Below are 14433 nucleotides of genomic sequence, written 5' to 3'. Positions count from 1 at the left end.
GTCCGGTCATGTCTTCCGCGGTGGATCAGCCCGCGTCGCTGGCGTCGTCCGTCGGCAGATCCGGGGTAGTCGGCTCGTCGGTCGGCTCGTCCGGCGGCGTAGTCGTCGGCTCGTCGTCGGGCGTGGTCTCCTCGTCCGACGGCTCGTCCGAGGGCTCCTCCGACGGCTCTTCGCTCGGCTCGTCCGAGGGCCAGTCCTCGGAGTACGACGGGTCCGGGGACTGGCTCGGGGTCCAGTCGTCGTCCGTGTCGCCGGTGCTGTCCTCCGACGGCGTCGTGTCGGACGGCTCGTCGCTCGGCTTGTCCCTCGGCTTCGAGGGCTCCTTCTCCTGCTCGCTCGCCGGGGGCTTGTCCGGGGTGTTCCCGCCGTCCTTCTTACCGGCCTGGAGGGCGAAGGCGACTCCGGCCATGATGGCGATCACCGCGAGCGCGGCGATCAGCCACACCTTGCCGCGGCCCTTGCGGCGTCCGCCGGAGCCGTCGTCGTACCCGCCGTAGCCGTCGTCGTCATCGCCCCCGCGGGTGGGGATGAGCGGCTGCTGGGAGGTCTCGCCGTGGCCCGGGTGCGGCAGCGCGGTGGTCGCCCCGACACCGGGCATGCCCATGGCGGGGGTGGAGCCGCCCAGGTGCTGGGTGACCGGGCCGGTGTTCCACATCCCGGTGTGGCCGCCCGCCTCGTGCAGCATCTGGAGGGCGTACTGCACCAGCCCGCGCATCTCCTCGGCGCTCTGGAACCGGTCGTCCGGGTCCTTGGCGAGGGAGCGCATCACCAGGCCGTCCAGCTCCGGCGGCACCTGCCCGCCGGAGCTCTCCGACGGCGGCACGGGGATGTCCTGGACGTGCTGGTAGACGACGGACAGCGGGGTCTCGCCGGTGAAGGGCGGACGCAGCGCCAGCAGCTCGTAGAGGAGACAGCCGGTGGCGTACAGGTCGGAGCGGTGGTCCACGGCCTTGCCGAGGGCCTGCTCCGGGGAGAGGTACTGCGGGGTGCCCATGACCATGCCGGTCTGGGTCATGGTGGACTGCGCGCCGTGCAGGGCGCGGGCGATGCCGAAGTCCATGACCTTGACGGCGCCGCTGTTGGTGATGATCACGTTCGCGGGCTTGATGTCACGGTGCACGATGCCGTGCTGGTGGCTGTAGGCCAGCGCCTCCAGCACCCCGGAGACGATGATCAGCGCCTGCTCGGGCGGCGGCGCCTCGGCGTTCAGCAGCAGATCCCGGATGGTCCGGCCCTCGACCAGCTCCATGACGATGTACGGCACGGTGTTCTGGCCGACGACGTCCTCGCCGGAGTCGTAGACCGCGACCACGGCGTGGTGGTTCAGCCCGGCGACGGACTGGGCCTCGCGGGTGAAGCGGGCCTTGGAGACGGGGTCCTCGGCGAGGTCGGCGCGGAGCAGCTTCACCGCGACCGTACGGCCGAGCCGCAGGTCCTCGGCGCCGAACACCTCGGCCATGCCACCGCGGCCGAGACGGTGCGTCAGGCGATATCGCCCATCACCGACGAGACCTCCGTTACCCCACAATTCCGGCGAGTCGGACATTCCGGACCCGCTGGCGTCAGGTTCGGAAGGCCCCTGGGCGCTCTGGGTCTGTGCCATCGGTCCTCGCCGTCTCGTTCTCGGTGGGGGTCTGGTCTACATCGCCCCGCCCACGGGCGGTACGGTTCCTGCTAGGCACGCTACAGGCATCGCGCCACGCTTCGGTTGTGATGGACCGGCCATCAAACCTGTTGGCGGTGAAGCGATGCAAATCGCGTGACGGGTTCTTGCGCATCCGGTCACGGAACGGGCACGCGGCTTGACGTGTCCGTGGCCTCGGGCAGACTTGGCCACGATATCCAGAACTTGAAGATCAATGCGTTGAAACGTGCGCGTCAGAACAGTGGGTGCGCCGAGGGGGATGCAGGAATGAGCCAGCAGGGCGCACCGGGCCGATACCAGGGGCGATCCCTGGCGAACGGCCGCTACGAACTCCGTGACCTGCTGGGCGAGGGCGGCATGGCCTCCGTTCACCTGGCCTACGACTCGGTCCTGGACCGCCAGGTCGCCATCAAGACGCTGCACAGCGAACTCGGGCGCGAGCAGTCCTTCAGGGAGCGTTTCCGCCGCGAGGCGCAGTCTGTTGCGAAGCTCACGCACACCAACATCGTCTCGGTATTCGATACGGGCGAGGACTCGCTCGACGACGCCCTGATGCCGTACATCGTCATGGAGTACGTCGAGGGCCAGCCGCTGCGTTCGGTACTGGACACCGACGTCCGGCAATACGGCGCGATGCCGACCGAAAAGGCGCTGAAAATCACCGGCGACGTCCTGGCGGCGCTGGAGATCAGCCATGAAATGGGGCTGGTCCACCGGGACATCAAGCCCGGTAACGTGATGATGACCAAGCGTAATGTGGTCAAAGTCATGGACTTCGGCATCGCCCGCGCCATGCAGTCCGGTGTGACCTCCATGACCCAGACCGGCATGGTCGTGGGCACCCCGCAGTACCTCTCCCCCGAGCAGGCGCTGGGCCGCGGCGTGGACGCCCGCAGCGATCTGTACTCGGTGGGCATCATGCTCTTCGAGCTGCTGACCGGGCGGCTGCCCTTCGACGCGGACTCCCCGCTGGCCATCGCCTATGCGCATGTCCAGGAAGAGCCGGTCGCGCCGTCCACGATCAACCAGTCCATACCCCCGGCGGTGGACGCGCTGGTCGCCCGCGCGCTGAAGAAGAACCCGAACGAGCGCTTCCCCACCGCCGAGGCGATGCGCGACGAGTGCGCCCGGGTCACCCGCACCGGCCAGACCGGTGCCACGCCGATCATCATCAGCGGCGGTCCGCCGGCCCGCAGCGGCTCCGGTGTCGGCTCGGCGGTCTTCCCGCCCGTCGACCAGCAGCACGCCGCCCAGGGCCAGAGCGGGGTGCAGACGCCGTACCAGCCGCCGCAGCCCACCGGCCAGTTCGGCGCCTTCGGCCCGTCCACTCCGACGCCCACCCAGGCCGTGGGGCAGCAGGGCTTCCAGACCCCGCCGCCCGCGTACGGCGGAGGGGCCGCCACCCCGCCGCCGTACAGCCTTAACCCCTCCCCGGCGCCCTCGAACGGGGGCGGTGGCAACGGCAACAAGCGCGTGATCATCGGCTCCGCCGTCGTCGCGGCGATCGCGGTGCTCGCCCTGGTCCTGGTGATCGCCCTCAGCGGGGGCCACGGCTCGAAGGACGATGAGAGCAAGGAGCCCACCAAGAAGCCCACCGCGACCCCGGCGGGCTTCCGGATGGGCGACAAGACCAAGACCATCGAAGTCGAGAAGTGCACGGACGCGTCCGAGGACTCGTCCCACAAGGGCAGCTACTGGGTGCCCGACTTCCAGAACAAGTACATCGACTCCGTCAAGAAGTGCATCCAGCGGGCGGGTTGGAAGTACCGGGTCACCACCGAGGACGAGAACCTCTGGGGCAAGGGCACGGTCCTCAACTACACGTACCGGAACTACGAGCCGTACAACCCGGACACGGACACCATCGAGCTGACCGTCTCCACCGGTATGCCGGACGACTGATCCGCAACCGCTCGCGGCGCAGACGACGGCGGGCCGCTCCGGGCACGTGTCCCGGGGCGGCCCGCCACACTTTCCGGGGCGCGGAACCCGTCAGAGATACGGGCCCGAACGGGCTCCGCCGTGCGGCGGCGCCCCGAGCTCGCCGTCCTCGGGGCCGACGCCCGGCGGCAGCGCCCGGCGCATCTGCTCAAGCTGGGCGCGGGCCGCCATCTGCTGGGCGAACAGCGTCGTCTGGATGCCGTGGAAGAGACCCTCCAGCCAGCCGACCAACTGCGCCTGGGCGATGCGCAGCTCCGCCTCGGTGGGAATCACATCGTCCGTGAAGGGCAGCGACAGCCGCTCCAGCTCCTCGATCAGCTCGGGCGCCAGCCCGTCCTCCAGCTCCTTCACCGAACTGGAGTGGATCTCCTTGAGCCGGACCCGGCTGGCCTCGTCGAGAGGTGCCGCCCTGACTTCCTCCAGAAGCTGCTTGATCATGCTGCCGATCCGCATGACCTTCGCCGGCTGTTCGACCATGTCCGTCACGGGAACCTCGCGCGACTCGTCGTCACCACTGCCCTCGCCAGGAGTGACACCGCCGAGCGCCATACCGTCCGGACCGACGACCAGGACGTGCGGGCTCTCCTGCGAGCGTTCGTTCATCGGCTGGTTCATACCCCCATTGTTCCGCACCGGCACCTGGTGCGGGGGGCGAGGGGGGACCCGGCGGCCCCGGATACCCCACCGGGGATTCACCGGCGGCGCAGCCGCAGCCCCAGGAACGCCAGCCCCAGCCCGAGTCCGGTCAGCGCCAGCCCGGTGCCCAGCGGCAGCACCCGCATCGCCCGGCCGGACGGCTCGGCGGCGGTACGCCCCGTCTCGTACCGGCGCTGCGACGGCGCCGGCTCCCGGGCCACCGGCGGCCCGTCCGTCTCCGGCGGGGTCAGCTCGGACGCTGTCCACCGGGGCACGAGCTGCCAGGATCGGCCGCCCTCGCCCTCCTCGCCGATCCCGCCGTCGTCGGCGGGGGGCGGGACGGCAGGCGGGTCGGTCCGGCCCGGGTGCGTACGGCCCTCCCCGGCGTGGGTGCCCGCGAGCCCGCCGTCGTCGGCCCGTGCGACGGGGGCCGACGACAGCACGGCCGCCACGAGCAGGGCCGCGGGAAGGGTGCGGAGCGCAGGGGTCACGGTCGTCACTCTCCCGTGCTGAACCGGTGCGTAACGGGTTCAGGTTCACACAGGGGTACGAACGGGGCATTCCAGGCACCGCTGTCCGGGTCCCGGCCCCGGGTCAGACCGTGAGCAGCACCTTGCCCACATGCGCACTGGAGTCCAGCAGCCGGTGCGCCTCAGCGGCCTCCCGCATCGGCACCGTACGGTCCACGATCGGACGGACCCGGCCACTGCCGATCAGCGGCCAGACGTGCTCCCGCACCGCCGCGACGATCGCCGCCTTCTGCGGCAGCGAACGGCCCCGCAGCCCGGTGGCCATCACCGCGCAGCTCTTGGCCAGCAGGGTGGCGAGGTTGAGCTCGGCCTTCACCCCGCCCTGGAGGCCGATGATGGCCAGCCGGCCGTTCACGGCGAGCGTCTCCACGTTCCGGGCGAGGTACTTGGCGCCGACGATGTCCAGGATGACGTCCGCCCCCGCACCGTCGGTGCCCCGGCGCACCTCCTCCACGAAATCCTGCTCGCGGTAGTTGATGAGGATGTCGGCCCCCAGCTCACCGCAGGCCGCCAGCTTCTCCGCGCTCCCCGCGGTCACCGCGACCCGCGCCCCGACCGCCTTCGCGAGCTGGATCGCCATCGTGCCGATCCCGCTGGAGCCGCCGTGCACCAACAGCGTCTCGCCCGGCCGCAGATGGGAGATCATGAAGACGTTCGACCATACGGTCGCGGTCACTTCGGGCAGCGCCGCCGCGGTGACCAGATCGACCCCCTCCGGCACCGGCAGCACCTGCCCCGCCGGGACAACCACCCGCTCCGCGTAGCCGCCGCCCGCGAGCAGCGCGCACACCTCGTCCCCCACCGTCCAGCCGGTGGCACCGGGGCCCACCGCGGCGATCCGGCCCGAGCACTCGAGACCCGGATAGCCGGAGGCACCGGGCGGCGGCGGATAGACGCCCTGACGCTGCAGCAGATCGGCGCGGTTGACACCACCGGCCACCACATCGATGAGGACTTCCCCCTCACCGGGCACGGGGTCGGGCACCTCCGCCCACAGAAGCGCTTCCGGTCCGCCGGGTTCGGGAATCGTGATCGCATGCATGGCCGCGAGGCTACTCCCGCCGCTCACTCCTCCGACGGCGTCGGCGCGCGCACGATCGTGATCAGCCGGTCGGCCGCCTGGAGCGGGCTCGCGTCCGGGTCGTCGTACGCCAGCAGCCGGTGGCCGCGCCGCACCGAGACCACCAGGTCGTCGGTGTCCCGCACCGAACGGCCCACCTCCGCCTTGACCACCGTGCGCTCCACCAGGTCCAGTCCGCTGCCCTGCTGGATCAGGTCCTCGATCACCGCGCCCGCGGTCGGGCTCTGGACGCTCATCCCGAGCAGCCGCCCCGCCGCGCTCGCGCTGGTGATCACCGCGTCGGCGCCGGACTGGCGCAGCAGCGGCGCGTTCTCCTCCTCCCGCACCGCGGCCACGATGTTGGCGCGCTTGTTGAGCTGCCGGGCCGTCAGGGTGACCAGCACCGCGGTGTCGTCCCGCTGGGTCGCGATCACGAACTGCCGCGCCCGCTGCGCCTCCGCCCGCAACAGCACATCGCTGCGGGTCGCGTCGCCCACGACCCCCGCGAACCCCTCCGCGTTGGCCGCCTCGATCACCTTGTGGTTGGGATCGACGACCACCACCTGGTTCTTGCGCAGCCCGGTCGCACAGAGCGTCTGCACGGCGGACCGCCCCTTGGTCCCGAAGCCGACGACAACGGTGTGATCGCGCAAGGCGGACCTCCAGCGGTTCAAGCGGTACTGCTCACGGGTGCGTTCGGCCAGGACCTCGAGGGTGGTGCCGACCAGGATGATCAGGAAGATCACGCGGAGCGGGGTGACGAGCAGGATGTTGCTGAGCCGCGCGCTGTCGCTGTACGGGACGATGTCGCCGTAACCGGTGGTGGACAGCGTGACGGTCGAGTAGTACACGGAGTCCAGGAAGTCGACGTGGTTGTCGCTGTTGTCGTGGTAGCCGGCCCGGTCCGTGTACACGATGACCACGGTCAGCACCATCACGAGCAGGGCCAGCAGCAGCCGGCTGACGACCTGGCGCAGCGGACCCGCCGAGAAGTGGGGCAGCCGGACACGGTGACTGGTGTCCTCGGGGGGACGGGCGGCCGCGTCCTGACTGGGCAGCTTCACGCGGGGGCCTCCGGGGTGGGTATGCCGTCGTCGTCATCGGATCTGCCGGGGGCCGTGGCCCCGGCCGGTGCCGCGGGTGTCCTGCCGTACCCGGCCGACCAGGGCAGCGGCAGCACCTCGGCCGGGTCGTCCAGGTCCGCGCCGCCGGGCGGGACCACGGCGAGCCCGTCCGCCGCCGCGATACCGCGCAGCATCGCCGGACCGCTGAAGCGGAGCGGCAGGGCCGCCCCGCGCCGGAAGGCCACGGGCACCAGCCGGGTGTCGGCCGGATGTCCGCGCACCGCCGCGGCCAGCGGCATCCGGCGCGACTCGGCCCCGGGGCGGGCCCCGAGGGTGCGCAGCAGCGGCTCGGCGAGGGTCAGCAGACCGGAGACGGCGGCCAGCGGATTGCCCGGCAGACCGACCAGATGCCGGCCGGGTGCCAGCCGCGCCAGCAGCATCGGATGCCCCGGCCGTACCTTCACCCCGTCCACCAGCAGCTCCGCCCCCAGGCGGCGCAGTGTGGGGTGCACATGATCGACCGGTCCGGCCGCGGTGCCGCCGGTCGTGACGATCACATCGGCGGTCGACCCGGCCACGGCCGCGTGGACCGCGTCGGCGTCATCGGCCAGCCGGCGCGTCCGCACCACCTCGGCGCCGAGCGCCCGCAGCCACGGACCGACCATGGGGCCCAGCGCGTCCCGGATCCGGCCGTCCCGCGGCCGTCCCTCGGTCAGCAGCTCGTCCCCGAGGACGAGGACCTCGACGCGCGGGGCGCGGACGGTGACCAGCTCGTCGTAGCCGGAGGCGGCGGCGAGCCCCAGCACGGCGGGGGTGACCGGGGTGCCCGCGGGCAGCAGGTGATCGCCGCTGCGGCACTCCTGGCCGCGGTTGCGGATGTCCTGGCCCATGGCGACCGGATGGGCGGGAGCGGCGTGGAGCCAGCCGTCACCGCTGTCGGTGCCGTGTTCGGAGCGGAGGACGGCGGTCGTGCCGGGCGGGATCCGGGCGCCGGTGGCGATGCGGACGGCCCGCCCGTCGGGGAGCGGGTCGGGAGCCCCGTGCCCGGCGAGGACCCCGGGCTCCCCGGGGTCCTGGATGAGGCGCCAGGGACCGGGACCGGCGAGGGCCCAGCCGTCCATGGCGGAGGTGTCGAACGGCGGAAGGTCGGTGAGGGCCGCGAGGGGCTCGCCGAGGACCTCGCCGAGCGCGTCGGCGAGCGGGCGCACGACGGTGGCGGGCGCCGGTGTCCCGGCGGCTTCGGGGGCTGCTGAGGCGGTGGCACGGGCGGCGGACCAGGTGCGGGGGGTGATGGGTGCGCCGGGGCCGTCTTCCGGGTGCGGGTCCGGGGACTCCGGTGCGGGGGCCCTGGACCGTTTATTTTTGGCGCCGGTGCCCGGGGACGTGTGGTCGCCCGGAGATTGGCGCCACAATACGCCCCTGGCCTTCGGCATGGGGGACCCCGGAGCGTCCAGGGCCCCCGCCCCTGCGTCCCCGTCCCCTCCCGAGGTCCGGCGGCCGCGCCCCGGCGGGTGATCTGCCATCGCGTCCCCGTGTTCTGCCGAGGTCGCGCGACGGTGCCCCGGCGGCGGGGTCCGGCGACCGGTACGTCCGCGGGCGAGGTCGAGGGCGGGGCTGGCCCAGTCCCGTTCCTCGTCGTCGTCCTCGGGCGGGGACGCGGGCGCCGCCCGCTCGTTGGCGAGCGCCAGCGCCTCGTCGACCTCGCGGTCGAGCGCCTCGTCGTCCCCCGTCCCGTCGCGTCGCGTCATCCCGCCGACTGCTCCGGTGTCCCGGCCTCATCGGCCCAACGGGCGGCCAGCGCCGACGCCTTGCGCATCGCCTCGGCCAGCGCCTCGGTGCCGCCGCCCTGGGCCGCGGCATAGCCGACGAGGAAGGTGGTCAGCGGAGCGGCGGGGCGGGCGACTCCGTGCGCGGCGTCCCGTGCCAGGTCGAGCAGGGCGGCGGTGTCGACATCGAGGTCGATCCCGAGTTCGGCCTTGACCGCGGTGATCCATTCATCCAACACGACTCCATGCTCCCTGATCCGCGCACGGGCTGTCGTGATGTCCTCCCAGGTGTCGCAGTCGAAGGACGCCGTGGGGTGGTGGAGGAGGCCGAGGGAGAGCTCGGAGGTGAGCAGCCGGAGCGGAAGGCCGGAGAGGCGCCCGTGCTCCGCGGCGAGCAGCGCGAGCTCGCGCCGCAACGGCTCGGCGCGATAGGCGGCGACGAGGGGCTGGTCCCGTCCGTCGGCATCCGTGAGGATCACACCGTCGCCGTCCCCCACCCCGCTGAGCAGGGATGTCACGGTCTCAGGGGTGAGAAAGGGCAGATCGGCGGAGAGCACGACCACGACGGGCGCGGTGGTCTGCCGTACACCCGCGTCGAGGGCGGCCACGGGCCCGCCGCCCGGCGGCTCCTCGCGGACCCAGCGGACGGGCCGGGCGGTCGGCCTGCGCGGTCCGACGACGACGGTCTCCCCGGCACCCCGGCAGGCGGCCAGCACCCGGTCGAGCAGGGCGCGTCCGCCCACGCGCAGGGCGGGTTTGTCCGCCCCACCGAGGCGCCGGGCGGCGCCTCCGGCCAGGATCACAGCGTCATACGCACCGGGAGTCACCCCACGAGTATGGCCCGCGGGGCCCGCCCCAACCCCACCCCCACCGGCGCACCAGCGCACGCGGCCCGCAAGTGGAACGAGATCATGAGCACCCGTACGCCCCCACCGGCATCGCACCGCGACGGACACACGCCCCCCGGAAAGCCGTATGGCCCACCACCGGCATCGCATCCCACGACAGGGACACGGCGGGGGAAGCGCGACGGCCCGCCACCGGCATGCGCCCACCTCTGCCCCACAACCCACCGTGCGCGCAACATGCGGCGAGGGAGAGGCGGTCGCGGGAAGCCGCCGACGAGACGGGAGGGTGCGGGGTCGCAGGGGTGGGGTCCTGGACGCTGTCGTGTATTTGTGGCGCCAATCTCCGGCCCAGGCTCACGTCCCCGGGCAACGGCGCCGTAAATATACGGTCCAGGGCCCCACCCCGGAGGCCCCGGACCCGCACCCGACCACACCCCGGGCGCACCCCCGACCACCCGCAGCAACACCATCGGCCGCGGCTACAACCCCCGCAGCAGCACCATCGGTCGCTCCACACAGTCGGCCACGTACCTCAGGAACCCGCCGGCCGTCCCGCCGTCGCACACCCGGTGGTCGAACGTGAACGAAAGCTGCACCACATGCCGCACCGCGAGCTCACCCTCGTGCACCCACGGCTTCGGGACGATCCGGCCGACGCCGAGCATCGCCGCCTCCGGGTGGTTGATGATCGGCGTCGATCCGTCGACCCCGAAGACGCCGTAGTTGTTCAGGGTGAACGTGCCGCCCGTCAGCTCCGCCGGGGCGAGCGACCCCGCGCGGGCGGACTCGGTCAGCCGGGCGATCTCCGCGGAGAGCCCCTCGACGCTGCGGGCGTGCGCATCGCGCACCACCGGTACGACCAGCCCCCGATCGGTCTGCGCCGCGAAGCCGAGGTGCACCTCGGAGAGACGGACGATCTCACGGCTCTCCATGTCCACCCTGGCGTTGAGCTCGGGGTAGCGGGCGAGCGCCGCCGTGCAGATGCGGGCCAGGACGGCGAGCAGGGAGACCTTCGGGCCACCGGCGGCGTTCATGGCCGTGCGGGCGGCGAGCAACTCCGTGGCGTCGGCGTCCACCCAGCAGGTGGCGTCGGGGATCTCCCGGCGGCTCCGCGCCAGCTTGTCGGCGACCACGCCCCGCAGGCCGCGCAGCGGAACGCGCTCCTCCTGCCCCGACGGCGCCGGAGCGGAGGCAGCCACGGCGGGGCCGTCCGCCACCACCCCGTTGGCGACACCGTTCGTCACACCACGGCCGACCGCGACGCCGTCGACACCGCCGTCGACACCGCCGACGCCGGCGCCCCGTACCGCCCGCTCGACATCCGCACGCAGGATCAGCCCATCGGGCCCGGACCCGGTCAGCCCGCGCAGATCGAGACCGTGTTCACGGGCGAGCCGCCGCACCAGCGGCGAGATCACCGGGATCGGCCCATCCGCGGGCCGCTCGTCCGCCACGGCAACGGCCGGACGGGACACGGCCTCAGCCACAGCGCGCCCGCCCCCGGACCCACTCCCGGCCCCGGCCCCGGCCCCGACCCCGACGGCCACCGCACCAGCCGGAACCGCCGCCCCGGGCCGAACCCGGCGACGCCGCGCGGCCGGGGCGGTCGTGCCGTACCCGACGAGCACATTGCCCGACCCACCATCAGACGCGGCCGCGTCACCGGCAGCCCCGGCCCCAGACCCAGCCCCGGCTCCGCCCCCCGGCTCATCCGCCCCCTCCGGAACGGCGACCGTGATCAGCGGCGCACCCACCGGCATCTCGGTGCCCTCTTCGCCGAATCGGGCGGTGACCACCCCGCCATACGGACAGGGCACGTCGACCATGGCCTTGGCGGTCTCGACCTCGACGACCGGCTGGTCGATGGCGACGACATCGCCGACCTGGACCAGCCAGCGCACGATCTCCGCGCCGGTGAGCCCCTCACCCAGATCCGGCAGGGTGAACTCCCGCACCACGGCCATCAGACGGCCCTCCCCTCGGTGAACTCCGACTCCCACTGCAGCCGGGCGACTGCGTCCAGTACCCGGTCCACACCGGGCAGATGGTGCCGCTCGAGCATGGGCGGCGGGTAGGGAATGTCGAACCCGGTGACCCTGAGCACCGGCGCCTCGAGGTGGTGGAAGCACCGCTCGGTGATCCGGGCGGCGATCTCCCCGCCGGGCCCGCCGAACCCGGTGGCCTCGTGGACGACAACAGCGCGCCCGGTGCGGCGGACCGAGGCGCAGACCGTCTCGTCGTCGAAGGGCACGAGCGAGCGCAGATCGACGACCTCGAGGTCCCAGCCCTCGGCGCGGGCCGCCTCGGCGGCCTCGAGGCAGATGGGAACGGAGGGTCCGTAGGAGATGAGCGTGGCGCTGCGGCCCCGCCCGGCCCGGCCACCGGCCGGCGCCGTGTCGCCCACCGCGGCGCCGCCCGGCCGCCGGACGACGGCCTGTCCGATCGGCGGGACCTCGTCGGGCCGGTCGGGCGACCAGTCGCCCTTGGACCAGTAGAGCCGCTTGGGCTCGAGGAAGACGACGGGGTCGTCGGAGGCGATGGCGGCACGCAGCAGCCCGTAGGCGTCGGCGATGGTCGCGGGGGCGACGACATGGAGGCCGGGGGTGGCCATGTAGTAGATCTCGGAGGAGTCGCTGTGGTGCTCGACCCCGCCGATGCCGCCGCCGTACGGCACCCGCACGGTGATCGGCAGCGGCATGGCGCCGCGCGTCCGGTTGCGCATCTTGGCGACATGGCTGATGAGCTGCTCGAAGGACGGGTACGCGAAGGCGTCGAACTGCATCTCGACGACGGGCCGCAGCCCGTACATCGCCATCCCGACGGCGGTGCCGAGGATGCCCGCCTCGGCCAGCGGCGTATCCGTACAGCGGGTGTCGCCGAACTCCTTGGCGAGCCCGTCGGTGACGCGGAAGACACCGCCGAGGGTGCCGACGTCCTCGCCGAGGACGTGGACGGAGGGGTCGGCGGCCATGGCGTCACGCAGGGCGCGGCCGAGGGCCTGGGCCATGGTCGCGGGCTTGCGGGCGGTGCCGGTCCCGGCGGCTGTGGCGGTGGTCATCGTGCACCCTTTTCGGATTCGTCGGCCTCGGCCTCGGCCTCGGCCTCGAGCTCGGCACGGAGCTGGGCCGCCTGCTCACGCAGCTGGCTGGTCTTGTCGGCGTAGATGTGCTCGAAGAGCTCCATGGGATCGACGACCGGCTCCTGGTTCATCCGCTCGCGCAGACCGGCGGCCAGCCGCTCCGCGGACTCGCGCACGGCTTCCACGCTCCGGTCGTCGAGCAGATCGCGGTCCCGCATGGCCTCCTCCAGGAGCGCTATCGGGTCATGTGCCCGCCATGCCTCGACCTCGTCATCGGTCCGGTAGCGAGTGGCGTCGTCCGCGTTGGTGTGGGCGTCCATCCGGTAGGTGACGGCCTCGACGAGGGTGGGGCCCCCGCCGGAGCGGGCCCTGCGCACGGCCTCGTCGAGGACCCGGTGGACGGCGGCCGCGTCATTGCCGTCGACCAGACGGCCGGGCATGCCGTAGCCGACGGCCTTGTGGGCGAGCGAGGGCGCGGCGGTCTGCTTGGCGAGCGGGACGGAGATCGCGAAGCCGTTGTTCTGGACGAGGAAGACGACCGGGGCCTGCCAGACGGCGGCGAAGTTCAGGGCCTCGTGGAAGTCGCCCTCGCTGGTGCCGCCGTCGCCGACGAGGGCGAGGGCCACCACGTCATCGCCCTTGAGGCGGGCGGCGTGGGCCAGCCCGACCGCGTGCGGAAGCTGAGTGGCGAGCGGGGTGGACAGGGGGGCGACGCGGTGGTCGCGCGGGTCGTAGCCGGAGTGCCAGTCACCGCGGAGCAGGGTGAGGGCCTGGACCGGGTCGAGGCCGCGGACGACGGCGGCGAGGGTGTCGCGGTAGCTGGGGAAGAGCCAGTCGCGCTCCTCGAGCACCAGACCCGCGGCCACCTGACAGGCCTCCTGGCCGGTGGAGGACGGGTAGACGGCCAGCCGGCCCTGCCGCGTCAGCGCGGTGGCCTGCGCGTTGTACCGGCGGCCGTGCACCAGCTCGCGGTGGAGCCTGGTGAGCAGGTCGGCGGCGACGTCCGCGGCGGCCGCGGTGCCCAGCAGGCGGTACGGCTCGGCGTCGGGCAGCAGCGGCGCGGCGTCGGCGCGGGGCCGCCAGGCGGGCGGGGGAGTGGGCCGGTAGGCACCGGGCTGCTCAAGGACCGTCATGACGCGACCTCCGGGACTTGAGGGAGGTGGTGCTCAGCACCTCGCTCGAGGGGGGTAGGTGGAAGACAGGCGGGCGGACAGCAGGAACGTGAGGCACGCCACAGCGACGCCCCTCCCTACCGATTGTTCGGTCGCCGACGCATTTTGGCTACAGGCGACCCCAGCCTGTGGACAAACGGTTCCGCACCCCCTGAGATGAAGACAGGATGTCCATTCAGGGGAGGCGGGGCGGTATGCGGGACGAACAGATGGCCCATTCGGACGGCAAACCGCCCGCTCGGCCACTGGACTCCATCGACCGCGACATCCTCCGTCTGCTACGGGCCGACGGCCGGGCCTCGATACGCTCCGTGGCGGATCAGGTACATGTGTCCCGGGCCAATGCCTACGCCCGGATCAACCGTCTGATCGACGACGGGGTGATCCGCGGTTTCAGCGCCCGGGTGGACCAGGAGCGGGCCGGTCAGGGCGCGTCCGCGTACATCACGCTGAAGATCGTCCAGAATTCCTGGCGCACCGTGCGCGAGCAGCTCAGGGAACTGCCGGGCGCCGCCCACATCGCATTGGTCAGCGGGGATTTCGATGTACTGCTGCTGGTGCACACCCCGGACAACCGCTCGCTGCGCGAGCTGGTCCTCACCCGGATCCAGGCGATGCCGGAGGTGCTGAGCACCCGGACGCTGCTGGTCTTCGAGGAGACGGACCTCGATTCGGAGCCGTGACCGGCCCCC

Annotated in this window: 12 protein-coding genes; 2 read left to right on the top strand and 10 right to left on the bottom strand. The window is 72.7% G+C overall.

Translation table 11 applies throughout. The features are described 5' to 3' along the window. Positions 1–25: 25 nt before the first annotated feature. Complete coding sequence (locus NMK44_RS37320) at positions 26–1603, bottom strand: protein kinase domain-containing protein (protein WP_254751784.1); 1578 nt, start codon at positions 1601–1603, stop codon at positions 26–28. Positions 1604–1912: 309 nt separating this feature from the next. Here NMK44_RS37320 and NMK44_RS37315 point away from each other — a divergent pair, with 309 nt between their 5' ends. After that, positions 1913–3547, top strand: coding sequence for a protein kinase domain-containing protein (locus NMK44_RS37315; protein WP_254751782.1), 1635 nt, complete (start codon positions 1913–1915; stop codon positions 3545–3547). Positions 3548–3637: 90 nt separating this feature from the next. Here NMK44_RS37315 and NMK44_RS37310 read toward each other — a convergent pair whose 3' ends face one another. From NMK44_RS37310 to pdhA, 9 genes are all read right to left on the bottom strand, one after another. Then, positions 3638–4201 carry a bacterial proteasome activator family protein gene (locus NMK44_RS37310; RefSeq protein WP_302889068.1) on the bottom strand — a complete coding sequence of 188 codons (564 nt, stop codon included), beginning with the start codon at positions 4199–4201 and terminating at the stop codon, positions 3638–3640. Positions 4202–4278: 77 nt separating this feature from the next. Beyond that, positions 4279–4713: a hypothetical protein gene (locus NMK44_RS37305; protein WP_254751780.1), complete on the bottom strand. Its 435-nt coding sequence runs from the start codon at positions 4711–4713 to the stop codon at positions 4279–4281. 103 nt (positions 4714–4816) lie between these two features. After that, positions 4817–5794 (bottom strand): NAD(P)H-quinone oxidoreductase, encoded by a 978-nt coding sequence (locus NMK44_RS37300; protein ID WP_254751778.1) that lies wholly within the window; start codon positions 5792–5794, stop codon positions 4817–4819. Positions 5795–5817: 23 nt separating this feature from the next. Continuing rightward, positions 5818–6876, bottom strand: coding sequence for a potassium channel family protein (locus NMK44_RS37295; RefSeq protein WP_254751776.1), 1059 nt, complete (start codon positions 6874–6876; stop codon positions 5818–5820). Continuing rightward, positions 6873–8624, bottom strand: a complete 1752-nt coding sequence (locus NMK44_RS37290; protein ID WP_254751774.1) for a molybdopterin molybdotransferase MoeA — start codon at positions 8622–8624, stop codon at positions 6873–6875. The genes NMK44_RS37295 and NMK44_RS37290 overlap by 4 nt, the downstream gene beginning before the upstream one ends. Beyond that, positions 8621–9469, bottom strand: a complete 849-nt coding sequence (locus NMK44_RS37285; protein ID WP_254751772.1) for an NTP transferase domain-containing protein — start codon at positions 9467–9469, stop codon at positions 8621–8623. Before NMK44_RS37285 ends, NMK44_RS37290 begins: the two co-directional genes overlap by 4 nt. 500 nt (positions 9470–9969) lie before the next feature. Next, complete coding sequence (locus NMK44_RS37280; protein ID WP_254751770.1) at positions 9970–11454, bottom strand: dihydrolipoamide acetyltransferase family protein; 1485 nt, start codon at positions 11452–11454, stop codon at positions 9970–9972. After that, a complete protein-coding gene (locus NMK44_RS37275; RefSeq protein WP_254751768.1) occupies positions 11454–12548 on the bottom strand; it encodes an alpha-ketoacid dehydrogenase subunit beta in 1095 nt (364 codons plus the stop codon). The genes NMK44_RS37280 and NMK44_RS37275 overlap by 1 nt, the downstream gene beginning before the upstream one ends. After that, positions 12545–13702 carry a pyruvate dehydrogenase (acetyl-transferring) E1 component subunit alpha gene (gene pdhA / locus NMK44_RS37270; protein WP_254751766.1) on the bottom strand — a complete coding sequence of 386 codons (1158 nt, stop codon included), beginning with the start codon at positions 13700–13702 and terminating at the stop codon, positions 12545–12547. The genes NMK44_RS37275 and pdhA overlap by 4 nt, the downstream gene beginning before the upstream one ends. A gap of 233 nt (positions 13703–13935) precedes the next feature. Between pdhA and NMK44_RS37265 the strand changes: the two genes are divergently transcribed. After that, positions 13936–14424: an Lrp/AsnC family transcriptional regulator gene (locus tag NMK44_RS37265; protein WP_254751764.1), complete on the top strand. Its 489-nt coding sequence runs from the start codon at positions 13936–13938 to the stop codon at positions 14422–14424. Positions 14425–14433: the final 9 nt, after the last annotated feature.

Source organism: Streptomyces cucumeris (assembly GCF_024295805.1).
Classification (GTDB): domain Bacteria; phylum Actinomycetota; class Actinomycetes; order Streptomycetales; family Streptomycetaceae; genus Streptomyces; species Streptomyces cucumeris.
Note: the sequence above shows the minus strand (reverse complement) of the source record. Positions and strands in the feature narration are given on the sequence as shown.

Coding starts and splice junctions, on each gene's coding strand:
- NMK44_RS37320 (WP_254751784.1), bottom strand. CDS start 1,603: ATGGCACAGACCCAGAGCGCCCAGGGGCCTTCCGAACCTGACGCCAGC.
- NMK44_RS37315 (WP_254751782.1), top strand. CDS start 1,913: ATGAGCCAGCAGGGCGCACCGGGCCGATACCAGGGGCGATCCCTGGCG.
- NMK44_RS37310 (WP_302889068.1), bottom strand. CDS start 4,201: ATGAACCAGCCGATGAACGAACGCTCGCAGGAGAGCCCGCACGTCCTG.
- NMK44_RS37300 (WP_254751778.1), bottom strand. CDS start 5,794: ATGCATGCGATCACGATTCCCGAACCCGGCGGACCGGAAGCGCTTCTG.
- NMK44_RS37290 (WP_254751774.1), bottom strand. CDS start 8,624: ATGACGCGACGCGACGGGACGGGGGACGACGAGGCGCTCGACCGCGAG.
- NMK44_RS37280 (WP_254751770.1), bottom strand. CDS start 11,454: ATGGCCGTGGTGCGGGAGTTCACCCTGCCGGATCTGGGTGAGGGGCTC.
- NMK44_RS37275 (WP_254751768.1), bottom strand. CDS start 12,548: ATGACCACCGCCACAGCCGCCGGGACCGGCACCGCCCGCAAGCCCGCG.
- pdhA (WP_254751766.1), bottom strand. CDS start 13,702: ATGACGGTCCTTGAGCAGCCCGGTGCCTACCGGCCCACTCCCCCGCCC.
- NMK44_RS37265 (WP_254751764.1), top strand. CDS start 13,936: ATGCGGGACGAACAGATGGCCCATTCGGACGGCAAACCGCCCGCTCGG.